The organism is Nitrospira japonica, assembly GCF_900169565.1.
GTDB classification, from domain to species: Bacteria; Nitrospirota; Nitrospiria; order Nitrospirales; family Nitrospiraceae; genus Nitrospira_C; species Nitrospira_C japonica_A.
In genome coordinates this window covers 3349461-3373852 of sequence record NZ_LT828648.1, presented here as the reverse complement: position 1 = coordinate 3373852, position 24392 = coordinate 3349461, and the positions used below count along the sequence as shown (strand labels likewise).

Here is a 24392-nt window from a genome sequence, read left to right as displayed (position 1 = left end):
GATTCCGCCCGAGTCTGATCGGATTCATCAATGCCTCGTTCTCTCTTTCACCTCCCTCTAAGCGCTTGAGATATCGACTTGTCTGATCGTGGCGTGCGTCTTGCTGTATCCCTCAAAACCAGAATAAGTCCGGAGACCGCGGCACACATCTGTGTTTTAGTTGTGAAGGAGGTGAAGAGAGACGATGCCCGTTCGAATCCTGGTAGCGGATGATGAACCGGATATCCTGTTGAGCCTGGCCGAGCGGTTCCGCTGGATGGGGCATGAAGTGATCACCGCTGGTGACGGGCAGGCGGCGGTGACGGCGGTGGAATCCGCGTTGGTGGATGTCGTATTCCTGGACATTACCATGCCCAAGTTGAGCGGGATGGACGCGCTGAAGCGAATCAAGAAGCGATGGCCGACACTTCCGGTTGTGATGCTGACCGCATACGGCAGCATTCAACGAGCCGTCGAGGCCATGAAGGAGGGCGCGGTCGATTTTGTCACCAAGCCATTCGAGCCGGGACAGATCGATTCCGTTCTCGCCTTGGCGCTGGAGCGTCGAGAGCAGGCCGGTGACATGACGCAACTGCTGGGAGAGATCAGCCATGATGTGAAGAATCTCTTGATGCCGATGGTCACGGGCACCGATTTGCTCGCGGAGGAGATCGACGACCTGTTCAAGTCGCTTCCGGAACACACGTCGATCCGCTTGGACGGCCACCATCAGACGTGCGAAGAAGTACTCCAGCTTCTGCGAAACACCTCCAGGCGGATCCAAGATCGCATGAAGGAAATCGCCGACTACGTCGCGGTTGCGAGTGCGCCGCAACGGCTCGAGCCCTGCCACATTGGAAAGATTGCCGACGGCGTCGCGAAAACACTGCGGGTGTTGGTTCAGCAGAAGCAAATTACGCTTCGGCTCGAGGATCTCGAGTCATTGCCGACGATCATCGGTGACGCCAACCGATTATACTCGTTGCTCTACAATCTAGTGCACAATGCCGTTCCGGAGGTTCTTCCCTCCGGATCGATCACCATCCGCGGACGCCATGATTCCGGGACTCAGTCGATCGTGCTCATGGTTGAGGACACTGGGAAGGGGATGCCCGAAGAGGTGAGGCAAACGCTCTTCACCGGCCGGGTGATCAGCAGGAAGGCGGGTGGAACCGGACTCGGCACCAAGATCGTAAAGGACGTGGTCGATGCGCACGGCGGTCACATTTCGGTCGGGAGTCGAGAGGGGCTGGGAACCACCTTCGTCATTACGTTGCCGATTCATCCGCCGGCATTTCCCCCGGCTACCCAGTCCGTTCCGCCCAATACCCCGGAACTCGGCGGGACGCGATTCTAACCGTCTCGAATTATTCTTCGTCAGACGTACGAGATCGCTCCACTGTATTGCCGATGGGCGTGCCGTCGGCCCATCCGTGCGGTTTCTCCTCTCGGTCTGACTCATGAACTCCAGCAGAATAAGTCGAGGATCAGCTGTCGAGCGTGCCGTGCGATGCGTCGGCGGCGCCTTGAGATGAGCGTTGCCAGTCGGTGTGAGTTACGTGGCCTGGCTCTCGGCCTTCTCGAGTCGCGAGAACGGCTGGCAGACCGTGATTAACCAGGCTGGTTCGATTTGCGGAGAAGCGGCTCGACAGGCTGTGAAATTTGCAACGGCTGCAGGATCCGAAACCGAACCTCATCCACCTGCGTGTCGGCCGACGTATGTTCGCCTTCGAACAGGCCGCAACGGTACAGTCCCGGCATCCAGCCGGACGCCGGAGACGGCAGCCTGAAGTAGCCTGACTGATCGTTCATGGCCATCATGACACGGTCTTGCGTAATCGCCCGCTGTTCACTCGTCATTTCGGATGTTTCGATAAAGCATCGTGCGGCCAGCGGGATTGCATCGTATGAAGCGGATACCAGTCCGAACACCAGATAAATGTCCTGTTGTACGGCGAGGAAGCTGTCTCCTGGATTCAAAGGGATAAATTCGTGCGCCCCGGTCGGAAAATCATCCCGCATGACTTTCCCGGCCGGTATGACGAATCGGAACCAGCTAAAATCCGCATCGCGACCGACCAGCGAGGCATGAATCTCCAAGGGTTTGATCGGTTTCGCCCGTTCGATGACCTTCGTATAGAGTTCCTCCTCGGATGGACCGGGTGGGGCCTCTTTACGGGCACGGCGATGAGCGACCGCCTCCTCGACCTGCTGCCGCGCCAATTCGGGAACGTGAGGACGTACTTTGTCGAGCCACCGGTTGATCTTGTTCTTGTCCAGCACACGCATGTCGGGCGGGAGTTCGGCGCCCTTGTTGTTCTCTTCGGATTCGACGGCCGCATCGTACAAGGTTTGAAAATGGGCGAAGGCTTCCTCCCATTGTTCGAGCTCGACCATGCATTGCCCCATGCGGTAGACCGTATCGGCATAGTCCTCGTTGCTCGGGTCCAAATTAAACATCGTACCGAAGACGGTCAGCGCGTCCCGACATCGGCCGAGATGCATCAGGGTGAGTCCCAATTGATGGGTGGCTGAAGGATCGTTGGGGTTGAGCGTCAGAAGTTGACGATAGATCGGTTCAGCTTCTGCGTAGTGGCCGTCGACGTATAATCTCCAGGCGTCAGCCCGAATCATCGCCCATTGCTTCTGGCGTTCCGGGGCGATCTCCTTCGGGGCCAGCGCCGGGTCGTATCGTCTGCCACGCTCTTGTGATGTCCCGTGGATAATGGAGAGCAGAGTCTTGGCCGGGGGCTCCAAAGAGGATCCCGCGGGAATCCGTTCCAACACATACTGCACGTCGGCTTCGGCGCCCGGATAGTCCAAGAGGTCGAAACGCGCCCGGGCCAAGGCCAGCCGCCAGCTGAGCAGCGAGGGGACAAGCGCAACGGCTTTCTGATACGAGGTCAGAGATTCTTCGAGCCGATCGAGCTTTCTGAGCTCTTGCGCGAGGCGCAAATGCACCAAGGGGTTCTGCGGGTCGTCTTCCGCGATGAACTGCAATTCTTGGATGGCAGCTTCGCTTTGGCCGGATCGTACCAGTACCCCCCACTTCGCCCATCTGACGTCGAGGGCATGCGGTGCGCTTGCGAGAACGGCATCATACGCTTCAATGGCTTCTTGCGGTCCGCGAGAAGTCGCGAGGATATCCCCGCGAAGTTTTTGAAGCGTAATGGCTTCCGGATGATCCTGAATGCCTTGTTCCACGATATCCAGCGCCGGTTCGACGGCTCCACTTTCCCATATGACGTGCGCTTGTTCGATGATACCCGTCTCGGGGGGAGTCCGGGGTTGCTCCCCCCAGGCGGGGAAAGTCCACATCGTGGCGAGCAATCCCATCACGAAGGATGCTTCGATCGCGCGGCGGGGCAACGGCTGGTGTGCAATGCCGGAGTTGCCGGCGGGTAAGGGGCAAATTTCAGTCGGATTACGGTCCATTTGATTCATGATAGCAAGAAGCCGCGGCAACCGAAACCAGATGAGGCGCGCCGGTTGGCTCTGCGGAAACCTTCTTGGAGCAGTGAGAGGCACGACCAATCGGAAGGATTCGGCCGGTATCGACCGTTGGATCCCTACGAGAGTTCTTTGGACCAGAAGATGAAGAATCCGTTGCGTCCTTGCGCGGACTGACCGTTTCCCTGGTCTCGAAAGATGCCGAAGTTGTAGCTATAGTTGATCTCGATCTGAGAACTCCAGGGTGCACCGCTGACCACACCTCCTCCCACCGCCGGCATCGATCCCATGATGTTGCGGACGGTGCCGTCCGGGTTGAAGCGAGGCTGCTCGACGATTCCCCATGATCCCCGGACATAGGGATATATGAAAAAGATGGGTTCGTACCGATATTCCAGGTGAGCGATGCCGTAGCGGGTTGGAAACAACTCGTTGAACGCCACACTGGGAAGCATGGGCAAGGCAATCGCCTCCCACTCATAGCCGGTTGGCCTGCCGGGAAGGCGGAAGGTGGAAAAACGGTCGAGATGTTGTCCGATTCCGCCATAGACTGAGCCGATGAGGCGGTGTTTTTCACTGTCGATGAACGGGACGGGGGTGGCGCTGACCGCAAACACACTGCCCATGAGGTATTGTTTTCCCTGCTGTCCGCTCGAAACACCGAACAGTCCTCCGCCCCAATCGTTCCAGTGCGCCCGGTTTCCGTAATAGAAATCACCGCCGAATGAGTAGCCACGATGAGGGAGTTCCATGAGGTTGCGTTCCAACGCATCATTACGAAGCCTGGCATGGACGCGGCCCTCATAGGTGTCGGTCGGTACGATGAAGTTCGACGAGGTTTTCGAGGTTCCTTTGAACCATCGGTAGCCGGGCTCATATGTCAGCGAAACTTCAAAGGCATTGTCCTGGTGGCCCGGGTCCAGAAGCTTTCGATAGGCCAAACCGATTCCACCGAAGACATAGTTCCACTCCACCTCGACATCTCGGATGATCTGCGCTTCGACATACTCGGAGCGCCCCACGGGGATGATCATGTTTTGGAACGTGAGTCGCAGTTCCCACCCGCTGGATGAATGGGACCCGACGTTCATGGTCATGTCATTGACCGGGCCGGAAAGGGTTGCCCTGAACCGCTGCTTCATGTCGTCGGAATTGCGCCATAGATACATGGCGCCGAACGGCAAAACCTGGTAGAACTTCGGGCCCTCCGGCAGGACGGATATGCCGAAGCTCGCCGCAGTGACCTTTTTACGATCCCGCGGCGGCACCTTGACCGGTTCGCCCAGCACTTCGGTGTGGAAGGGCTCGCCGGCCAGGGGAGTCGGCTCCTCGTCCGCGGCCATGACCCCGGATATCGTGGCGTCCGAGAGCAGGAGAAGCAGAGCGACGGCAAGCGTCATGAACTGGGGAACATGATAGTTGGGTGCTCGTCCGGTACCGCTCATCGTGTGTCATCAACATGACCCCTGATCTTTCCAACTGGCGGATTCGGGGACAGCATGTTCCTCACGCTGCAGCATGACGGTGTGGAAGAGCAGGAGGCACTCGGAATGGCCCTGGCCCGCGGGGGTCGCATACCCTAGCCACAATTCCTTGATGTCCGGTTGGTGTCCATTGCCAGAAAGGCACGAGCATGTTTGACGTGATCCTCTATGAGCCGGAAATTCCCCCGAACACCGGCAACATCATCAGGCTGTGTGCCAATACTGGCGCACGGCTTCATTTGGTCGAGCCGTTGGGATTCTCGCTCGAGGACAGGCAACTGAGACGGGCGGGGTTGGATTACCATGAATGGGCATCGATCAGCGTTCATGCTAATTGGACGGAGTGTCGAGCACGTTTCGAAGGTCGACGCCTGTTCGCTATCACGACGAAGGGGCGGCAACGGTATGATGCCGTGAAGTATGTCGAGGGCGATGCGTTCCTGTTCGGAGCGGAAACCAGGGGACTGCCGGAACCTGTGTTGGAGAGCGTGGGCGAATCCCAGCGGCTTCGTTTGCCCATGATGCCGGACAGTCGCAGCCTCAACCTCTCGAATGCGGTAGCGGTGATCGTATATGAAGCGTGGAAGCAGGCAGGATTTCACGGCGGACAATAGGCTACGATGACCAGAAGGTTTTCGGCGGTACTGTGTGTGGCGGTAGCCTCGCTTGCGGGCGGATGCTTCGGCTCACCCGTCTACACGGCCCCAAGGAGCCTCACGGCGAGTTCCTGTTTGTCGGCTCCGGCCGATACGGAGCAATTGGTCGGCCTGGCCGTATCGGGGGGAGGAAGTCGCGCCGCTCTGTTTGCAGCCGGCGGCATGGAAGCCTTGGCGAAATTGCGCGTAGGTTCCGATCGGCAATCGCTTCTGAAGCACATTTCCTATGTATCCAGTGTCTCCGGCGGCAGCCTAGCTTCCGCATACTACACGTTGAAGAAACCGCCGCGCGATCTTCCCATTCTGGCTCCCGACGGCGAATTGTCCCCGGAGTACCAGCAGTTCTTTACTCAATTTGAAAAGATCATGAGCCTGGATTTCGAGGGGCCGCTCCTTCGCCGCCAGATTTTCCGTTTGAGGTGGTTCAATCCGGCATGGGCCGCCAAATCCCTGGGTGAAATCCTCCGGGAGGACTATTTGGGAGACGCCACGTTTCAAGATCTCATGCATCGGCAAGTCCAGGGGGACGTCCCGTACCTCATTCTGAACACGACGCTCTATAACAGTGGACGACGGTTCACTCTATCCACGCTGCCGGCGGAGTATTCCCGCTATGACCTGTTCCATTCGTTGGCGTTGCCGGAGGACAGCCAACGCGAGTCTCCATTGGTGAGCGATGCCCTCAAGGCACGGTGGGAGTCACTCATATCGGTCACTCCCCAGGACTTGGAACTCGATCATTGCCAGATTCAGGTGGCGACGGCGGTGGCCGCGTCGATGTCCTTCCCACCGCTCATCGGACCGATTACCTTTCGGATAGAGGGTCAGGATCTGTATTGGCATGCGGGGGACGGAGGCCTCTCGGACAACACCGGGATCGAATCCCTGGCGATGGTCTTTCTGAAGAAGATTCGGGCTGGAAAAATACGCAGGGGACTCATCATCGCGCTGGACAGTTCGTTCCCATTCGACGTGGGCGGGGAGCGGTTGAATAGTTTTGGGGAAGGTTTCTCCCTGTTCAGTTACGACTATTCACGTATTCCCACGATCATGGAAGAACGCGTTGCCGCCTACCGGGCTTTGTTCCTGAACAGCGCCCAGCGCGAAGGATTGTTGCCTGGCGTCGAAAAGCTGTTGCTCGTCAGGGTCCGTCATACCGACGCGCAGTGGAGCGATGATCTGAGCGATCTCCCCGAGAGCTGTCGGAAAGAAGACCCGACATTGACGACGTCGCGCGCAGTGGTGGAACGACTGGGGAAGATCGTCACCAGATTGTGGCTGGACTCACCCTGTGAACGCGACTTGGTGGTCACTGCCGCGAGAAAAGTGGTCATGCAAAAGGAGCCGATGATCCGCGCCTTCCTGGAGCAGTAACCCCGCCAGTGTGGTATGCTGCCGATCCAATTCATACCTATGGAATCGACGCTTCAACATGTCTTGGCCGCCGCGACCTCGCAACGGCGGACCTTCGCAATCATCAGCCATCCCGATGCGGGAAAAACGACGCTGACGGAGAAGCTCCTGCTGTATTCGGGGTTGATCCGCACGGCGGGGATGGTACGCGGCCGCAAAGGCGGGAAGGTCACCGCGTCGGATTGGATGGGAATGGAGCAGGAACGCGGTATTTCGATCACCGCCTCGGCCATGCAATTCCCTTACAAGGAGGCGGTCATCAATCTCCTGGACACGCCCGGACACCAGGATTTTTCCGAAGATACATATCGCACGCTCACGGCCGCGGATAGCGCCATCATGGTCATTGATGCGGCCAAGGGCGTCGAAGCGCAAACCAGGAAATTGTTCGCGGTCTGCCGCATGCGGAACATTCCGGTCCTGACCCTCGTCAACAAGATGGACTTACCGGGCCGTCAACCGCTCGATCTGATGACGGAGGTGGAGCAGGCATTGGATATTCAAGCTAGCGCGGTGAATTGGCCGATCGGATCCGGAAGTGATTTCGTCGGGATCGTGAATCGTGAAGACAGCCGGATACAATTGTTCGGCAGAACGGCGCACGGGGGAGCCACCAAGGTGACGGTCAGCGAGTTGGGGCTCGCAGACTTGGGGGCGAGCGGCCGGGTCTCCGAAGAGACGCTGATGCAAGTGGAGCATGACTTGGAATTGCTGGACATCGCCGGCAACCAGTTTTCCCGCGAGCGGTTCCTTAAGGGCTTAGTGACGCCGGTATTCTTTGCGTCGGCGCTGACGAATTTTGGGATCGAGAGCTTCTTGGATGCGTTCGTGGATCTGGCTCCCGCTCCGGGAGCGCGACCGGCGGACCTGGACGGCGGTGGCGAAATATCGGTCGATCCGATTGAGGCCCCGTTCAGCGCGTATGTCTTCAAGCTTCAGGCGAACATGAACCCGAAACATCGTGATAGTACGGCCTTTCTCCGCATTTGCTCCGGTCGGTTCGAGCGCGACATGGTGGTCAAGCATCATCGTCTGAACCGTGAGATCCGGCTCTCTCGTCCCCACAGCATGGTGGCGCAGGAGCGCAGCACGGTCGAGGAGGCCTTCCCTGGCGACATCATCGGCATCATCAACCCTGGAATCTTCGCGATCGGCGACACCATTTCGACGTCCGGAGGATTCAATTTCAAGACATTGCCGCAGTTCCAACCGGAAATCTTCGCCCGCATTCGTCCGACCGACGTCGGCAAACGCAAGACCTTCGACAAAGGTATGACCCAGATGGCCCAAGAGGGGACCGTTCAGATCATGCGAAGTCTCAACGAAGGGGATCAACTCGTGGCCGCGGTGGGCCGTCTCCAGTTCGACGTTTTACAATACCGGCTCAGACACGAATACCGGGTGGAAACCATTCTCGACCAGTTGCCCTACACGTGCAGCGCTTGGCTGGAGGGTGATCCGGCGACATTCAAGGCTCCGTCCGCCTCCATGATGGTAAAGGACCAACGCGATCGAGTGGTCGTTCTGTTCGGCGATACTCTCATGAAATCCATCGGTCGGGATCGCAATCCCGAACACATTTTGCGGGAGATGGGGTGAGCGCGGGCGGAGGAAGGCGGCGGCGACTTTGGTGGGTCGGAGGGGGAATGGCTGGTGGAACCGAGACGCAAGTGCGGGACCGGCTGGCATGGCAGCGAACGGTCTTGGCCAATGAGCGGACGCTCCTGGCGTATATCAGAACCGCGCTCGGGTTTTTTATCGCGGGTATTCCCGCCGTGTGGTGGCCCGATCAACCCGCCATCCACGTTCTTGGTGGCGTCTCTCTGGCCGCGGGAGTCATGTGCCTGGGCATCGGAATTCATCGGTTCTTCACGTTCCAACGGATGATGATCCGCGAGGTGGAATCGTCGACCGTTTCCCAGAGCATTGAAAGAACCGGCTGACGGATATCTTGTCGGGAGGGAACCATGGCTCAGGTGACGGAAATCGCTCCGGATGTGTTCCGGCTTACGACGTTCATTGAGGCGTTCGACCTGCAGTTCAGCCAATTTCTGGTTCGGGACGAGGAACCGCTATTGTTTCATACGGGGCCTCGGGCCTTATTCCCCATGGTGAAAGAGGCTGTCGCCTCGCTCATCGACCCGGCTGCTCTTCGTTGGATTGGCTTCAGTCATTTCGAAGCGGATGAGTGCGGGACGTTGCCGGAGTGGCAAGGAATCGCCTCCGAGGCAACCGCTGTGTGCAGCATGGTCGGCAAGCTGGTCAGCGTCGACGACTGCCTCGCCGTCAGACCGGCGAGAGGTATGAGCGATGGAGAGGTGCTCAGCACCGGAAAATACCGATTCCGCTTCCTCAGTACGCCTCATGTCCCACATTGTTGGGAGGCCGGCCTCCTGTTCGAGGAAGTCAATCGTACCCTGTTTTGCTCCGACCTTTTCCATCAAAGCGGCAACGTGGAACCGGTGGCCGGCGTGGAAGTACTTGAGCGGTGCCGAAAAGTACTGGTCGAGTATCAGCAGGGACCTCTGGCAAACTATATTCCGTACTCGACATTGACGGAACCGACGCTCTACCGGTTGGCCGAGCTCAACCCCAAGACATTGGCAGCGATGCACGGCTCCGCCTTGGCGGGCGACGGTGCGGGCGCATTGCGTGAACTCGCTGCGATATGGAAGGACGTACTCGCCACTCCCTGACGCCGCAATGCGGCACCGAGCGCTGTCATGATGGAGAATTCTGAAGACACGGTTATTGCGCACAACGGCATACGCCTGCCTTCGTTCATGTATGGCACTGCGTGGAAGAAGGAGGCCACCACGCAGCTTGTCGTGACGGCGGTGCAAGCCGGTTTCCGGGCAATCGATACGGCCAATCAGCTCATTCACTATGAGGAAGCGCGGGTAGGAGAGGCGCTGGGTCTGTTAGCCGAGCAAGGCGTGTCTCGCGAAGGCCTGTTCGTCCAGACAAAGTTCACGCCGCTCAACGGTCAGGACCATCGTACCCCTTATGATCCGCGCGCCGCCGTGAGTGTCCAAGTGGAGCAATCATTTGAAAGTTCGCTTCAGCACCTGCGCACCGACTACGTGGATTCGTATGTTCTGCACGGACCCTACGGGAGGCGAGGACTGGGGCCGGAGGATTGGGAGGTCTGGGCGGCTTTCGAGCGGCTCTACGAAGCCGGGAAGGTCAAAATGATCGGAATCAGCAACGTGACGTCCGAGCAACTGGCTCTTCTATGCGAGCGAGCCAAGGTCAAGCCGATGGTGGTACAAAACCGCTGCTATGCGGCCTTCGGTTGGGACAAGGGCGTGCGGGAGATTTGTCAGGCTCAGGATATCGTCTACCAAGGCTTTTCCCTCCTGACGGCCAATCGTGAGGTTTCTATCGATCCTGACATCAGGGCGATGGCCGGGCGTTACGGCATGGGATTGGCTCAGTTGATATTTCGATTTGCCATGCAGATCGGGATGTTGCCGCTGACGGGTACGACTAACCTTCAACACATGGCGGAAGACCTGGCCTGCCGGAATTTTACGCTCACGGATCCGGATCTCAGAGAAATCGAATCCATCGGAAATCGTTAGTGTTTTTACCCTCCATCCTGGTACCTGGCGTCTCCGCCAGTATCAGTCAGACTCCATTTTTGATACAACGGCCAAGGTGAGGAACGGCACTTTGGCTGACATTCTTCTGATCGACGATGAAGCCGCGACCAGACAGTTTTTCCGGCGGACGTTGGAAGGAGCCGGGTATGCCGTCAATGAGGTCTCCTCAGCACGGGAAGGGCTGGCTCATCTCCAGCGGCATGCGGTCGATCTGGTCATCACGGATATCCTGATGCCGGACATGGACATTCTCGAACTCACCTGGATGCTTCATCAAAAATTCCCTCGGGTCAAGGTCGTCGCCGTCTCCAGTGGCGCTCACGATACCGATCACTGTAATGTGGCCCGATTCTTTGGTGCGCATGAAACGCTGAGCAAACCCGTCGCGGTTCCCCGTCTGCTCGAAACCGTTGGTCGGTTGACCGACCCCGCTTCCTGACCTCCCTCCTGCGCGCTTCTATTTCCACTCGTCCATCCTCGACTGCGGCGCTGAAAGAGTCCGCCGGGTGGCCTGTTGAATCGACCTTGCTCCTCGTCGGAAGTATCGTTAGGGTAGGGGCCGACTGACGGACAGCGATCCCTATGCCGTTGAACGCATCTATTGTGCGAGCAGATCAGGCTGATGCGGCAGACGTCGCCAAGATGGTGGGCGAATTGCTGAGTGAAATCATGTCCACGATCGGCGAGGCCGTGTTTGAATTCGATCGAGCGGGGACGGAACTTCGCACACGAGAGTGGTTGGCTGACCGGTCCTATGCGATCTTCCTGGCGCGGAGTTCCGAGGTCGGTCACCCGATGGGATTTGTGACTGTTTATGAGAGCTACGGACTTTATGCGGGAGGACGGTTCGGAACGATCCCTGAATTCTATGTGCGCGCGGGCTATCGTTCACGGGGAATAGGCGCGGAGCTCCTGAGCGAGGTCAAACGCTATGGCGAAGCAAGGAGATGGACCAGGCTCGAAGTGACCACGCCTCCGCTGCCGCAGTTTGACCGGACGATGAAATTCTATACGAGCCGGGGATTTCAGCTGTCAGGGGGAAGAAAGCTCAAGGTCGACCTGTCGTGAAACCGGTGATGCAAGAGGAGCCGACCGGATGCGGGATTGCCGCCGTGGCGGCGATCGCAGGGGTATCCTATGGGCGGGCGAAACGGGTAGCCGGCTCCGCCGGCATCGTCGCCGCCGATCCCCGCCTGTGGTCGGATCATGGTCACGTCCGTCGCCTGCTTTCCCGGTTCGGAATGCGTTCGGGTCGGTCTCCCCAGCCGTTTCGCTCATGGAATGCTTTGCCTCCCTGTGCGCTGCTGGCCATTAAATGGCGCCTTCAGGACGGACACCCCTCCTGGCATTGGACTGTCTACGTGGCGGATGAACACGGAACCTACGTGCTGGATTCCAAGAGAGGATTGAAGACGCACGTCCGAAGGGATTTCGGCCGGATGAAGCCCAAGTGGTTTCTGCCGGTGCGTCGCTCGCGAAGCTGAGCGCACGCACGGTTAGCGTCCGGTGGACGATTTCATCAAGCTGTCCGCCTGGGGCGGCAGAAATCCCCGGTAACCACGGTGGCGTTCGGCCAGCTCCAACACCGAAAAGGGATGCCCACCGACCATTTCAGGCGCCGAAAAAATCTGGCGCAGCTGCTCTCCCTGTGCACCGACGATTTTCCCGGCGAAGACGATGCCTTGGCTTTTCAGCCGTTCGATCGCGATTTCGATGTCTTCGACCCTCACGGCAATGTGGTGGAAATGCTCGTCTCCGAACTGATCGACCCATCCGGGAATGATGCTGGTCTTCCCCCGTCCGTCGGGATAGGCCTGATCGACGAAGAGTGCCGGATAGCCGTCCTTTCTATAGACCTTGGCATACCAGTCGTCGAATTCGAGCGTTTCGTCGTACGCATAACCGAGGGCCACGAACGGGGTGGCTCGTTTGTCGATGTTCGCAGTTCGGAGCGTGAGATGATCGATGACCGGCGTAAACCCGACTCCGACACGATCCAACATCTGTTTCAGAGTCGCGGCTGCCACGTTGCGCTGGAGGTAGGCCGCGACCATTTTTTCCAGCAGGCGGTCCAGTTCCAGATTCCGGTCCATGCTCACCTCTTTGTTCAGGACGACGAGCCGAACTTGATTCCTTGCGCGAGCGGCAGATCGGTGCCCCAGTTCACCGTATTGGTCTGCCGTCGCATATAGGCTTTCCAAGCATCGGATCCCGCTTCCCGGCCGCCTCCGGTCTCTTTTTCACCTCCGAAGGCTCCGCCGATTTCCGCGCCTGATGTGCCGATATTGATATTGGCAATCCCGCAATCGCTGCCGGCAGCCGAGACAAATCGTTCGCCATGGCGAAGATTGGTCGTAAACATGGCGGACGACAATCCTTGAGGGACACTGTTCTGCAGTTCGATGGCCTGATCGAGCGAGTGGAACGACATGACGTACAAAATCGGTGCGAAAGTCTCGCGCTGGACGACCGGCCAGTGATTGTGCGCGCGGACGATGGTGGGTTCGACGAAATGACCGGCTCGAGGCAGGACCTTCCCGCCATAAAGGATTTGGCCTCCTTCGGTCTTGATCTCCTCGATCGCCTGCCGATAGGCCTCGACGGCGGTCCGATCGATCACGGGGCCCATCAGCACGTTCGGTTCCAGCGGATTGCCGATGGGGATTTGGCCATAGCCCTTGACGAGCTTGGCGATCAATTCGTCCGCTCGCGACTCATGTACGAATAATCGGCGAGTAGTGGTGCATCGTTGTCCGGCGGTTCCGACGGCTCCGAACACGATCGCACGCGTGGCCAAGTCGAGATCGGCCGTCTCATCGACGATGACGGCATTATTGCCGCTGAGTTCCAGCAGGGTTCTGCCCAGCCGTTGACCGACCAGGGAGGCCACGTGCCGTCCCACCGTGACGGAGCCGGTGAAAGAAATCAGCGGCAGGCGACGATCCTGCACCATCGTTTCCGCGAGGGACTGCTGATCCGTGACGAACAGTGAAAAGATGCCCGACAAGCCCTGTTGTTCCATGACCCGGTTGCAGATGTGCTGTACGGCGATGGCGCACAGCGGCGCTTTCGGGGAGGGTTTCCAGACGATCGTATCCCCGGCGATGGCTGCCAGAAACGCATTCCACGCCCAAACGGCGACGGGAAAATTGAACGCGGTAATGACGCCGACCGGCCCCAGCGGGTGCCATTGCTCGGACAGTCGATGAGCCGGGCGCTCGGACGGCATCGTTGCGCCGTAGAGCATACGCGACTGTCCGACGGCGAGGTCGGCCATGTCGATCATCTCCTGGACTTCGCCCTCGCCTTCCGCCTTGATCTTTCCCGTTTCCAACGAGACGAGGGTACCCAGCGGGTCTTTTTTGTCCCGCAGCATCTGGCCAATCTGTCGGACCACCTCGCCGCGTTTGGGAGCCGGCACCAGCCGCCACCGCTGAAAGGCTTCCAGGGAATCCTTGAGAATGCGTTCATAGTCGGGGAGCCTGCAGGGATGAATGCCGGCAATGGGATCTCCGGTGGCGGGATTGATCGATTGAAGCAGCGGCGCATTGCCCGGGCCGCACCAGCGGCCGCTTCCAGTGCTGCCGCCGGCATTGGTGCCCTGAATGCCCAGTTCTCTCAGTATGTCTTGCGCATTACTCACCGGAAGCAGGCTCCGAAGTCATTGGCGAGGAAGTCCTGCAGGCCGAATGTTTCCTGTGTCACGAATCCCGCATAGGAATCGGGGTGTTGCAGGACAAGATCGACGACGCAGCAGACGCTTGAGGCCGTGGTGACCTGAATGGCTGACCAGGGTCTCCCCACGATGCATTGCGGATAGACCTTCTTCACGTAGTTCTCCTCAAAAAATCCGCCCTCCCTGGTGCCTGTCACCGAAGCATAGATGAGGACGACATCCTGCAGGGTCTGGGGTATTGCCCGCTCAAGTATGCGTTTCAGAGTGTCGCGGTCCTCATTCAACTTGAGATCCTTCATCAAGAGATGGATCTTTTCGCAGTGACCAGGATAACGGAGGGTTTTGTAGTTCATAGTGCGGACCCTTCCGGCATAGGAGTCGGCCAGCATGCCCAACCCTCCGGAAGTATTGAACGCTTCGTACAGCAAACCGTCGAGTTCGATGGTCTCATAACCTTCCAAGGGCTGAAGCGGTATGCGCTCGCCCTGCTCGATGCCATAGCAGAGATTGCCATATTCGTTGATCAACCCGTCGGTGGACCAGGTGAGGGAATATTTGAGCGCATTGCTGGGATGAACGGGCAGCGCTCCCACTCGCATCTTGACCGTGTCCAGACTCTCGAAATGGGTCATCAGGTCGTGCGCCACGATGCTGATGAAGCCGGGGGCCAGTCCGCATTGCGGCACGAAGGCGCGAGTCGCTCCCGCACTGAGACTCTTGACTTGGCAAGTGACCTCGACGTCTTCGGTGAGGTCAAAGTAATGTACGTCATGGGTGCGAGCGAGTCCGGCGATGAGTGGATTGCAAAAGTAGGGAAGACTGGACACCACCGCATCCACGGGATGCGTCTTTAGAAATGCGCCGATACTATCCGGATGCCGCGCGTCGAGAAGGTACGGAGTCACCCGCGGAAGTTCCAGGTCTTCCACGAGACGTTTTGGGCTGTCTAGGGTGACGTCTCCGAGGGAGAGCGTATAATCGTCACGTCCCGCCAGCAGACAGGTAATCAACGATCCGATTTTGCCGGCGCCCAGGACAAGCACGTGGTGCACAGTGCCCTCCTGCTCTCAAGTATACTCCTCTTCATCTGTGGCATCACGCAGGATCGATCCTGATGCAGGATTCAGCGCGGGCGTGGTGAACCGGTTCATATCGCTGCTACAATAGGCAATCTGGAGGTCGGGATGGCCGATATCGTGCTTGCTCCGGCTGACTACGCGCGCCCCGCCAAATGGACCGTCGCCGGCATCTTCGGGTTATTGGTTATTACGCTGCTCGCTTTTGTCCCGCTGACGATGACGTTCCTGCAGAGCCTCGATTCCGATGCATTGTTGATCGACTTGGCCGGCCGTCAGCGGATGCTGCTCGAACGGCACATGAAGGAACTCCTGCTCTCGGCACAGGAACTTCCGTCGACCTATGATCAAACGCGTCGAACTCTTGGGGAGCGACTGGATACGCTGCTGAACGGGGGGACGGTGATCGTGCGCAGTGACCGGCAAGCTGTCATCTTGAGCGGCGCGCCGACTGCCGAGATTCGTGAGCGACTCCTGGACCAACGCCGGCTGCTGGAGTCCTTCGAAGCCAAGGCGGATCGATATTTCCGGACTCAAACGGCTTCGCCCGAACGGGCGGCCGCACGAGACGAGTTGCTCGCTGACAATGCCGTGCTTTTGGAAACGGCCAATGCGGCGGTCGAACTGCTGACGCGTTACTCCGAGGCACGTTCCCGACGATTGATTCAATGGGAGACGTGGACAGTCTTACTGGTGGTGACGGTGACGTCTCTACTGATCTGGCGATTTATCGAGACGGAGAAGGCGCTACAACGAAGCGAAAGAGCCATCGTGGAAGCCTTGCGCCAGAGCGACGCGATGAAGTCGGCGCTGCTCTCGTCGGTGTCCCATGAACTGCGGACGCCATTAACGGCGATCAAATCGATGTTGTTCAGCCTTCGCGATGATCCCGGCGCACAGTCATCCCCCGTGCGACAAGAATTTGTTCGCAGCATGGACAAGCAGTTGGATCATCTGAATCGCTTCGTCGGCAATCTGCTCGACATGTCCAGGCTGGAATCCGGGGGGCTGCCGTCCCGCCGCGAATGGCACGTGCTGGACGAATTGGCTGAGGGGGCCATCCGGGTGGCTGCCCCGGTGCTGGAAGGGAGGGTATTGAAGATCGAACTGGCGAGCGATATTCCGCCCGTATACGTCGACGGGATGCAGATTCAGCAGGTGCTCATCAATTTGCTCGAGAACGCGGTGAAATTTTCTGCTCCTTCCTCCTCGGTTCGATTGGCGGCGGCTGTTGCGGGGGATACGATAGAAGTATCGGTTTCCGATACCGGAGCGGGCATCCCGGCAGACGAATTGTCCAGGATCTTCGAACGTTTCTATCGCGCGCAGTCCGCAAGGAACGGCGGGATTCCAGGAACCGGCTTGGGGCTGGCCATTTGCAAAGCTATCGTGGAAGCTCACGGTGGTCGAATTGTGGCGACATCCGTGCCGGCTGAGGGGACGACGATCATGTTTACCCTGACGACTTCGAGGGATCCGCTTCGAGGACCGTCGGGATCGACAGAGACCTGATGCGATAGGAGATCTTATGGCGCAGGGGGCGCGCATTCTGGTCGTGGATGACGAACCTCAAATCCGTCGGTCATTGCAGGTCAATTTGGAGAATAGGGGATATGCGGTCGAGACGGCCGTGAGCGGCGAGGAAGCCCTGCGGTCTTTCACCTACCGACGACCCGACGTAGTGATCGTGGATCTGCTCCTGCCCGACATCGGCGGAGTCGAGGTGACACGGCGCATCCGCTCGTCGGCAACCGTGCCGATTATCGTGCTGTCTGCGATCGGCGATGAGTCCAAAAAGGTTGAAGCCCTCGAGTCCGGTGCCGACGACTACATGACGAAACCGTTCGGGACCGAAGAACTGCTGGCCCGGATCCGGTCGGTGCTCAGACGGGCTGCGGGCGCACATAGTGCAAGACCGGTATTCATCGCCGGCAGGATGTGTGTGAATTTCGATCGACGGGAAGTTCTGTTGGACGACCAACCTGTGAAGTTGACGCCGACGGAATATGATCTCTTGAAATATCTGATCGAGCATGCAGGAAAAGTTTTGACGCACCGCATGATCCTTCAGGCGGTGTGGGGGCAGGGTTATCTGGATCAGGCGCAGTACCTTCGGGTATTTATCGGCCAACTTCGGAAGAAAATAGAACTCGTTCCCGCCCGTCCCAGCTTCATCGTTACCGATCCTGGTGTCGGATATCGGTTTTGCCAGGATGGGGACGCATCATCCTGATCCTATTTTGCCGCTCTCTCTCCTAATTCATCGCATCAACGCAATATTTATGCATTCCTTATGGGGAATGAATCCTTCACATATCGAGACTTTATTGCTCCAGAGCTAGACTCTATTCCAGCCGATGCAGCCGTTGCACCGATTCAATCAAGAGAGGGAGTCAGCCATGAACGCACATCTACGCAGTCTGACGCTGCTGGCCGGCATATTTCTGATCGGTTCGGATCCGGTGATCGGAGGAACCGGTCCCGGCGATACGGGAATCGTCGAGATCCTCTTTGAATCTTCGGCTCCCTACTACGAGCCGCCATTGGCGGTGGTGTCTGCGGGAATACCTGTCCGGTGGTCCAACGCGACTGCCTCGCCGCACAGCATTCGGCACGACGAGTGCCTCAAGGAAGACGGGCAATGCGTCTTTCAGTCGCTGGCTGTGCCACCGGAGAACAGTTTTGCCATCGCGCCGTTGCCGCCGGGCCGGTACTCGTATCATTGCGAATTGCATCCGGTGATGCGGGGGACGCTGGTGGTTGTAGAGTCACAGGCGGCCACGGAGATGTCCGGACCGTCGGCTCACTCGGTGAAATAACCTGCAGCAGGGAGGGAGGGGCATGATCACCTTATCGACAGCCGCCTATGAACACGCCGATCATAGTCTTCCCGAAGATTTGATCCTCGACCGACTCCAAGACGGGCGCCGCTTTACGATAGAAGAGATGCTCGTCCAAGTACCGGAGCTGAGTTGGGCGCAGCTGTTTTTGGCCATGGATATCCTGAGCCGTCGCGGGGATGTCGAACTTCGTCGCCGGGGGTTCACCTACACGCTCAAGAGAGTGCGGGCGGCGGCCATGGAGTCGGAGTGAGTAAATCGGCTCGAATTATGATCGTCGAAGACGACCGGTGTATCGGCGAGAGCATGCAGGACCGTCTTCAGTCCTTGGGGTACGACACAGTCTTGATGACCGACGGATATTCGGCGTTGGCGACCATGGCTCTGGAGCATCACCGTTCTCCTGTTCAGCTTGTGCTCTTGGACTTGAGGCTGCCTGGGATGGACGGAATGTTGGTACTTGGAGAGCTCCGCAAGATCTATCCCGAGATTCCGGTGATTATGATGTCTGCGACCGCTGAACGGGCGGATTCGTTGGAAGCCATCAAGGCTGGTGCACAAGACTTTCTGGCCAAGCCGATCGACCCGAGAATGCTCGAAGAGAAGTGCCGAAAAATGCTGTATTAATGGTCACTCCAATTACGCTAGAGATATAAGCCATTGAGATTACACTAAATGCCATTCTTCCTGTCCTCGATTGTATACAGTCTCCCATAAAAAATGAGTATCCCCCTTCTGGCGTCTTGAAACTTTCAACCTGAGATGCTTGAATCCCATCGTTAGGGTTTTCCTGGCTTCCACAGGCTCTCGTCATGCCTGGAGAAAGATAGTGCTGTCTTGAATGGGAGTGGCGTTTGGTGAACGGTAACAGCAACTGTGAAGCTACTATTGCGAGTGAGCGAGGTAGTGATCCCTGTCGTAGTGCCGCCAGGGTGCTCTATCTCGTCAATCTCAATCCTTCCATGAAATTCGGCTCCTTGGAGGAGCAAATTTTTCTCTTATCGGAGGGATTGTCCAATCGCGGCGGACTGCTGGTTCCCGTTTTCTCCCGCGATCCTAACGAGAGCCATGGCATGCGGTACCGCAAGGCTGGCCTTCCGGTGGCGTCTCTTCGCTTAGGGAGATTCCGCGCTTCGGCGCTCGCGCGATTGCTTCGCCTGGCCGATGATCATCGTGTCCAAGTCATCCATTGGAATTTGTATCCTCCGATCAATCCGTATGTGCCGCTTCTCAAGCTCCTCAGGCCGAAGATCAGGCATATCCTGACCGATCACAATTCCCGTCCTCGCTCCTTTGTGCGATCCACAAATGTGCTGAAGCGGCTGAGCCACAAATGGTTCGCCTCGGCCTATTCAGACGTCTTTGCGGTCAGCAACTATGTTCACTCCGATCTCCTGAACCAAAAGGTTTGGAAGAATCCCCGTCGGTATTATCATTTTGTCAACACCGATCGGTTCAAGCCGGACGTGGAAACCAAGAAGGTCGTACGGGCGTCCTTGGGGTGCGAGCGTCGATTTGTCATGCTCGTCGTCGCGCATCTCATTCCTGAAAAGGGAGTCGATGCGGCACTGCGCGCCTTGGCACTGCTCCCCTCGCATGTCTCGCTCTGGATCGTTGGCGACGGTCCCGAGCGAGAGAAGTTGGAGCAATTGGTCGAATCATTGGGCGTTGGCGAACGGACGACATTTCTTGGGCTGTGTGCCGACGTGTGCCGCTACATGCAGGCTGCGGATTGCCTGATCTGCCCGTCGCTGTGGGAGGAGGCGGCAGGATTGGTGATTCTGGAAGCGATGGCCAGCGGGCTGCCCGTGATCGCCAGTTACGTCGGCGGAATTCCCGAGTTCGTGAGATCGGGACAAAACGGATTCTTGGTCGCCGCCGGGGATTATTCGGCTGTGGCGCGGCATGTCGCCGCGTTGGCTGAGTGCCGGCCACTCCTGAATGAGATTGCCCTTGCGGCCAGAGGTGACGCGGTCGCGCGTTTTTCTCACGAGACCCGCGTGCCACAGGCCCTTTCACTGTATGATACGCAGACGTCCGATGCGGGCAAGGTTGAACATGGCACATGAATTGACGACGCTCCTAGAGCGTGATGGGCTTGTTCGCCTTCCGGTGATCATCCCGCCGGCACAGTTGCTATCGATGCAGCAGGCTTTCGAGACCAGGCTTCAACGTATGTCGTGGAACGACGTGCCGGGATTTGAGCGGACGGAGAAGTTTCGACATATGATTCAGGACGTTTTGACGTTGGACCAAGGGTTTGTAGATGTCTCCCTGCACCCCCTGGTCAAACAAATCCTCTATGAGTACATCGGTCCGGGAACACAACTCGTGGAAGCCAAGGGGTGGTTGTCGCTCCCGACCAAAACGGACTTTCACGGCTGGCACGGAGATGCCTGGTACGACCAACAGATGAATTCGGATATTCCGCGAGAGATCAAGCTGGCCGTCTATTTGACGGACGTTTCGTCGGGTGCCTTCTCCTATATCAAGGGGAGTCATCGACAACAGCATCCCCGGCTCGTTCCCGACCGTGAACTCGCCGGCATTGCAGCGGATCGGATTGTCCAGGTGACCGGACCGGCCGGATCCGCATTTCTTTTCGATACGTCTGGTATCCATCGGCAGGCTACGCCGGTTTTAGAGAGCCGACAGGCCGTGTTTCTGAATTATCACGATCCTGCCATAGCGTTACAACGCGAGGACATCGAGTATTATCGCTATCATCCCTTAGTGCTCAATGCCGCGTTTTTAGGCAATCTGACTCAAGAAGATCAGCGGATGTTGGGATTCGGGGACAAGAGAAATTACCAGCACGGGTTTGTCAGAAAACGGAGGCATCCTGCTTTGGAGATAATGAATCGTTCGTTGGTCGAAGCGGTCATGGAAATGAATCATATGATGCATTACCCGCGCCGCATCGTGGCAAAAATGCGATCAGTGATGGGGATGGTCTGACCGGGCATGCGAGCTCTCAGGACCGCCGCGCATTATGCCATTCTTCTGATCGGCCTTTCGTTGGTGACGATCCTTGCGGCAGAGGGGGCTTTGCGACTTTCCGGGTACGTGTCCGTTGCAAGCGTCCATACGGTTTCCGCGGCGGAATATGACCGTGTGCCCGGTATGTTCGAGCCGAATCAAAGCCTTATCGAAAAACCTCATCCTCGCTTGCACTATCGTGTCACAATCAATTCTCTCGGTTATCGCGGGCCCGAGATCGATCGGCGAAAGTCCAGCGATACGGTTCGCATCCTCTGCATCGGCGATTCCGGCACGTACGGAGAATTCGTCGATGACTCCGACACGTTGTCCGTGCTGCTTGAGCAGAAGTTGCGTAAGGAAGGTTTCCAAGTCGAGGTTGTCAATGGAGGGGTTCCCGGAACAACAATCGTCGATCAGATGCAGTTTGTGCGGCGCGGAATGGCGCTGGATCCGGATATGGTCATCTTGACATTCAGTGAAAACGACATTGGCGATCTGGGTGCAGCAGTGCCGCAATACGTCGCACTGGAACGCAACCGCCTTCTCAAGTCCAAACCCGGATTCAAGTTGGTGTATGGTCTGTTGCGTGACACCGCCTTGTTTAACTACATGTTGAAGGTCAGGGCCGCCTGGGCGATCCATGCCCGCGCGCCGTCGCAGACGGTGGAAATATCACCTGCTCCGGATGTCGAGCGAGAAGTATATGAATCCCGGTGGAGTCTTTACGCCGATACATTAAGGAAAATGCAACGTTTCTTGGCCGACCGAAGAGTGCGCTTCCTGTTTAACGTGTACCCCACACATCAACGTATCGGCGTTCCAACTCCGATGGAACCTGGACAATCGAGTCAGGTGCAACGGATCCAGGATCTTGCCAGATCAATCGGTATTCCGACGGTTGAGACGCTTCCCTGGTTCGTGCGTTCCGGATACGCAAAGGAAGAACTCTACCATTTGCCCTACGATGGACACGCGAATGGAAATGGGTACCGCGTTCAGAGCGCGGCATTGCTTCCTGCGGTTCGAGATTACATGGCTGCCGCCTCGCTCGATGTCGGTACGGCGAAACGACCCGGGCGCACCGCCGAACTGGCCGGTTCGCCACCGCTCGTTCGGTAGGCGCGTTATTGGGAGGAGATTTCAGACCCGATGATTCGACTTCTTGGCATCGGAGTCCTTGGAGTGGCGTGCGTTATCGCCGAGCTGCTCTCTCCGATTCGCGTGCCTGCGGCGCCGACGCAGACATCTTCAAGCGTCGACTTTACGGGACGCTGGGACCTGACGACACGTGGAGCGAACGGATTGTCCTCGGCCTGGTTGGAAATCGACGCAACAACGGCCGACAAGATCCAAGGCCGTCTTGTCTGGCTCTACGGAGGCGCCGACCCGATCTACGATATCATCATTGACGACCGAACCGTGACGTTCCATCACTCAGGCACCGGAGAACATCTCATCTTTACAGCACGGCTCGTGGACGACCGGCTGGAGGGCGTCGCAAGCGGAGCGCGCTCGCAAGTACAGTGGACTGGAATCCGGGCTCCGGACCTTCATGCGTCCGGACAATCCGATTGGGAGTATCCCCGCTCCCTGATGAATGGTCGGGATTTGTCTGGCTGGGTCCCGCGAAGCGGAAGGGATCCCCGATGCTGGCGAGTCGAAAAGGAAATTCTCTTCAACGAAAGTCCGTGCACTGACTTGGTCAGCGAACTGCGCTTCAGCGACTTCCAACTCCACGTCGAATTTCAGTTACGTGATGGAGGAGGAAGCGGCGTCTATCTTCGAGGACGATACGAAGTCCAGATCGGAAACGATGCCGGAATGCCGGCCACCTCTCGAACGACGGGTGCCATTTTCGGTCAATTGAGTCCGTCGAGTTCGGAAGCGAAACCATTGGGAGAATGGCAGGCACTCGATGTGACGATCGTAGGCCGGAATGTCACGGTCGCGGTGAATGGGCGGCGCGTGATCTCAGAATCGGACATCCCGGGGATTACCGGCGCTGCTCTGGATAGTCATGAAGAACTGCCTGGCCCCATCATGCTTCAGGGAGACCACGGCCGCGTCGCTTTCCGCAATATCTTGCTGACCCCCGCGCGATAATCGATCAATGGCCTGCACACTCGGTCGGCACCATTCTGTGATGGGAAGCCCGTCCGACCGAGCGTTTTCAGCAAGCGAGATCAGCCCACCGGAGAGTGGACGAAGAGGAAGAACTTATGAAGGTTTGGCTTCGAGCCCGTTGACCGCCCCGATGCGCCGGTACTTCTGCTCGCGTTCAGCCAGCAGTTGGGCAATCGAGCACTCGGTGAGCGGGAACAGGTAGTTGGTCAGAGTTTTGGCGACCCGGTCCGTGACTGCTCTTGGCTCTCGGTGGGCCCCGCCGATGGGCTCCGGTATGATGTCGTCGACGATCCCGAGACCCTGAAGATCCTGGGCTGTCATCTTCAATGCGAAGGCCGCATCCGGCACTTTGGCCGGATCATCCCAGAGGATAGCCGCGCAGCCCTCGGGGGAAATCACCGAATAGACGCCATGCTCCAGCATGAGAACCCGGTCCGACACGCCCAAAGCCAGTGCGCCTCCGCTGCCGCCTTCGCCGATGACAATGGAAACGATGGGGACGCTCAGTCTCGACATGACCAGGAGATTTCTGGCGATCGCCTCGGCTTGGCCTCGTTCCTCCGCGCCGATTCCGGGGTAGGCGCCGGGAGTGTCGATAAAGGTGACGATCGGGCGGTTGAATTTCTCGGCCATCTTCATGAGGCGCAAGGCCTTCCTGTACCCCTCCGGATTCGGCATACCGAAATTCCGCTGCATCCGTTCCTTGAGGGTCTTGCCTTTTTGGTGGCCGATAACCATCACGGAGCGATCGTTGAACCGGGCGAACCCTCCGACGATGGCGCGATCGTCGCCGAACGACCGGTCTCCGTGGAACTCCAGAAAGTCTCGAAAAATTTCATTGATATAGTCGAGGGTGCTGGGACGTTGCGGATGTCGGGCTAACTGCGTGCGTTGCCAGGGGGTCAGGCCGTTATAGAGGTCATGCTCGACCTGGGCCAATTTCATCCGCAACTTGCGGATTTCTTCCTGGTGACTGGCTTTGGTGCTGCCGGACGTCACCAATTTTTCGATTTTTTCTTCAATTTCGCGGAGGGGCTTCTCAAATTCTAGATAGTCGCGCATAAACGGATAAGAGGTTGTGGATATTCGCCAGGAGGGCGATCCCCC

The 24392-nt window shown here is 57.9% G+C and carries 25 protein-coding genes; 19 read left to right on the top strand and 6 right to left on the bottom strand.

What is annotated here, in order from left to right; translation table 11 throughout:
• Window positions 1-184 precede the first annotated feature (184 nt).
• Window positions 185-1336, top strand: a complete 1152-nt coding sequence (locus NSJP_RS16015) for an ATP-binding response regulator (protein WP_080887859.1) — start codon at window positions 185-187, stop codon at window positions 1334-1336.
• Window positions 1337-1590: 254 nt separating this feature from the next.
• On the opposite strand, the gene NSJP_RS16010 is transcribed toward NSJP_RS16015, so the two are convergent.
• Entirely contained in the window at window positions 1591-3423 is a 1833-nt protein-coding gene (locus NSJP_RS16010; RefSeq protein WP_155970312.1) for a tetratricopeptide repeat protein, read from the bottom strand.
• A 125-nt stretch (window positions 3424-3548) separates the two neighbouring features.
• The gene (locus tag NSJP_RS16005; RefSeq protein ID WP_080887857.1) at window positions 3549-4874 is read right to left on the bottom strand and encodes a hypothetical protein; all 1326 of its coding nucleotides are present in this window, start codon (window positions 4872-4874) and stop codon (window positions 3549-3551) included.
• 188 nt (window positions 4875-5062) lie between these two features.
• Between NSJP_RS16005 and trmL the strand changes: the two genes are divergently transcribed.
• The 9 genes from trmL to NSJP_RS15960 all read left to right on the top strand — a co-directional run bounded on the left by trmL (window position 5063) and on the right by NSJP_RS15960 (window position 12071).
• Complete coding sequence (gene trmL / locus NSJP_RS16000; protein WP_080887856.1) at window positions 5063-5527, top strand: tRNA (uridine(34)/cytosine(34)/5-carboxymethylaminomethyluridine(34)-2'-O)-methyltransferase TrmL; 465 nt, start codon at window positions 5063-5065, stop codon at window positions 5525-5527.
• A gap of 6 nt (window positions 5528-5533) precedes the next feature.
• Window positions 5534-6943, top strand: coding sequence for a patatin-like phospholipase family protein (locus NSJP_RS15995; protein WP_080887855.1), 1410 nt, complete (start codon window positions 5534-5536; stop codon window positions 6941-6943).
• Between the two features lie 39 nt (window positions 6944-6982).
• Entirely contained in the window at window positions 6983-8581 is a 1599-nt protein-coding gene (locus NSJP_RS15990; protein ID WP_155970310.1) for a peptide chain release factor 3, read from the top strand.
• Between the two features lie 47 nt (window positions 8582-8628).
• Entirely contained in the window at window positions 8629-8925 is a 297-nt protein-coding gene (locus tag NSJP_RS15985; RefSeq protein WP_080887853.1) for a DUF202 domain-containing protein, read from the top strand.
• A 24-nt stretch (window positions 8926-8949) separates the two neighbouring features.
• Window positions 8950-9678 carry an oxygen-binding di-iron domain-containing protein gene (locus NSJP_RS15980; RefSeq protein WP_080887852.1) on the top strand — a complete coding sequence of 243 codons (729 nt, stop codon included), beginning with the start codon at window positions 8950-8952 and terminating at the stop codon, window positions 9676-9678.
• A 27-nt stretch (window positions 9679-9705) separates the two neighbouring features.
• Window positions 9706-10566 carry an aldo/keto reductase family protein gene (locus NSJP_RS15975; protein ID WP_080887851.1) on the top strand — a complete coding sequence of 287 codons (861 nt, stop codon included), beginning with the start codon at window positions 9706-9708 and terminating at the stop codon, window positions 10564-10566.
• 91 nt (window positions 10567-10657) lie between these two features.
• Window positions 10658-11026 carry a response regulator gene (locus tag NSJP_RS15970; protein ID WP_172834397.1) on the top strand — a complete coding sequence of 123 codons (369 nt, stop codon included), beginning with the start codon at window positions 10658-10660 and terminating at the stop codon, window positions 11024-11026.
• A gap of 143 nt (window positions 11027-11169) precedes the next feature.
• Complete coding sequence (locus NSJP_RS15965; RefSeq protein WP_080887849.1) at window positions 11170-11655, top strand: GNAT family N-acetyltransferase; 486 nt, start codon at window positions 11170-11172, stop codon at window positions 11653-11655.
• Window positions 11652-12071, top strand: a complete 420-nt coding sequence (locus NSJP_RS15960; protein ID WP_155970308.1) for a hypothetical protein — start codon at window positions 11652-11654, stop codon at window positions 12069-12071. The genes NSJP_RS15965 and NSJP_RS15960 overlap by 4 nt, the downstream gene beginning before the upstream one ends.
• Before the next feature lie 12 nt (window positions 12072-12083).
• Here the strand turns inward: NSJP_RS15960 and NSJP_RS15955 are convergent, their stop codons facing one another.
• Genes NSJP_RS15955 through NSJP_RS15945 form a run of 3 tightly spaced genes read right to left on the bottom strand, consistent with a single transcriptional unit; the run spans window position 12084 to window position 15315 of the window.
• Window positions 12084-12680 (bottom strand): VOC family protein, encoded by a 597-nt coding sequence (locus NSJP_RS15955; protein WP_172834396.1) that lies wholly within the window; start codon window positions 12678-12680, stop codon window positions 12084-12086.
• Between the two features lie 14 nt (window positions 12681-12694).
• Window positions 12695-14230: an L-piperidine-6-carboxylate dehydrogenase gene (gene amaB, locus NSJP_RS15950; protein WP_080887848.1), complete on the bottom strand. Its 1536-nt coding sequence runs from the start codon at window positions 14228-14230 to the stop codon at window positions 12695-12697.
• On the bottom strand, window positions 14227-15315 hold the full coding sequence (locus NSJP_RS15945; RefSeq protein WP_080887847.1) for a saccharopine dehydrogenase family protein: 1089 nt from the start codon (window positions 15313-15315) through the stop codon (window positions 14227-14229). The genes amaB and NSJP_RS15945 overlap by 4 nt, the downstream gene beginning before the upstream one ends.
• 132 nt (window positions 15316-15447) lie before the next feature.
• Between NSJP_RS15945 and NSJP_RS15940 the strand changes: the two genes are divergently transcribed.
• The 9 genes from NSJP_RS15940 (at window position 15448) to NSJP_RS15900 (ending at window position 23264) form a co-directional block, all read left to right on the top strand.
• The gene (locus NSJP_RS15940) at window positions 15448-16851 is read left to right on the top strand and encodes a sensor histidine kinase (protein ID WP_080887846.1); all 1404 of its coding nucleotides are present in this window, start codon (window positions 15448-15450) and stop codon (window positions 16849-16851) included.
• A gap of 16 nt (window positions 16852-16867) precedes the next feature.
• A complete protein-coding gene (locus tag NSJP_RS15935; RefSeq protein WP_080887845.1) occupies window positions 16868-17572 on the top strand; it encodes a response regulator transcription factor in 705 nt (234 codons plus the stop codon).
• A 166-nt stretch (window positions 17573-17738) separates the two neighbouring features.
• Window positions 17739-18158, top strand: coding sequence for a cupredoxin domain-containing protein (locus NSJP_RS15930; protein WP_080887844.1), 420 nt, complete (start codon window positions 17739-17741; stop codon window positions 18156-18158).
• A gap of 22 nt (window positions 18159-18180) precedes the next feature.
• A complete protein-coding gene (locus NSJP_RS15925) occupies window positions 18181-18432 on the top strand; it encodes a hypothetical protein (protein ID WP_080887843.1) in 252 nt (83 codons plus the stop codon).
• A complete protein-coding gene (locus tag NSJP_RS15920; RefSeq protein WP_155970304.1) occupies window positions 18429-18806 on the top strand; it encodes a response regulator in 378 nt (125 codons plus the stop codon). Before NSJP_RS15925 ends, NSJP_RS15920 begins: the two co-directional genes overlap by 4 nt.
• A gap of 335 nt (window positions 18807-19141) precedes the next feature.
• Window positions 19142-20248, top strand: coding sequence for a glycosyltransferase family 4 protein (locus NSJP_RS15915; RefSeq protein ID WP_155970302.1), 1107 nt, complete (start codon window positions 19142-19144; stop codon window positions 20246-20248).
• On the top strand, window positions 20238-21137 hold the full coding sequence (locus tag NSJP_RS15910; protein WP_172834395.1) for a phytanoyl-CoA dioxygenase family protein: 900 nt from the start codon (window positions 20238-20240) through the stop codon (window positions 21135-21137). Before NSJP_RS15915 ends, NSJP_RS15910 begins: the two co-directional genes overlap by 11 nt.
• Window positions 21138-21143: 6 nt before the next feature.
• Entirely contained in the window at window positions 21144-22280 is a 1137-nt protein-coding gene (locus NSJP_RS15905; RefSeq protein ID WP_080887839.1) for an SGNH/GDSL hydrolase family protein, read from the top strand.
• Between the two features lie 30 nt (window positions 22281-22310).
• Window positions 22311-23264, top strand: coding sequence for a 3-keto-disaccharide hydrolase (locus NSJP_RS15900; protein ID WP_080887838.1), 954 nt, complete (start codon window positions 22311-22313; stop codon window positions 23262-23264).
• Between the two features lie 114 nt (window positions 23265-23378).
• On the opposite strand, the gene NSJP_RS15895 is transcribed toward NSJP_RS15900, so the two are convergent.
• Complete coding sequence (locus NSJP_RS15895; protein ID WP_080887837.1) at window positions 23379-24347, bottom strand: acetyl-CoA carboxylase carboxyltransferase subunit alpha; 969 nt, start codon at window positions 24345-24347, stop codon at window positions 23379-23381.
• Window positions 24348-24392 lie beyond the last annotated feature (45 nt).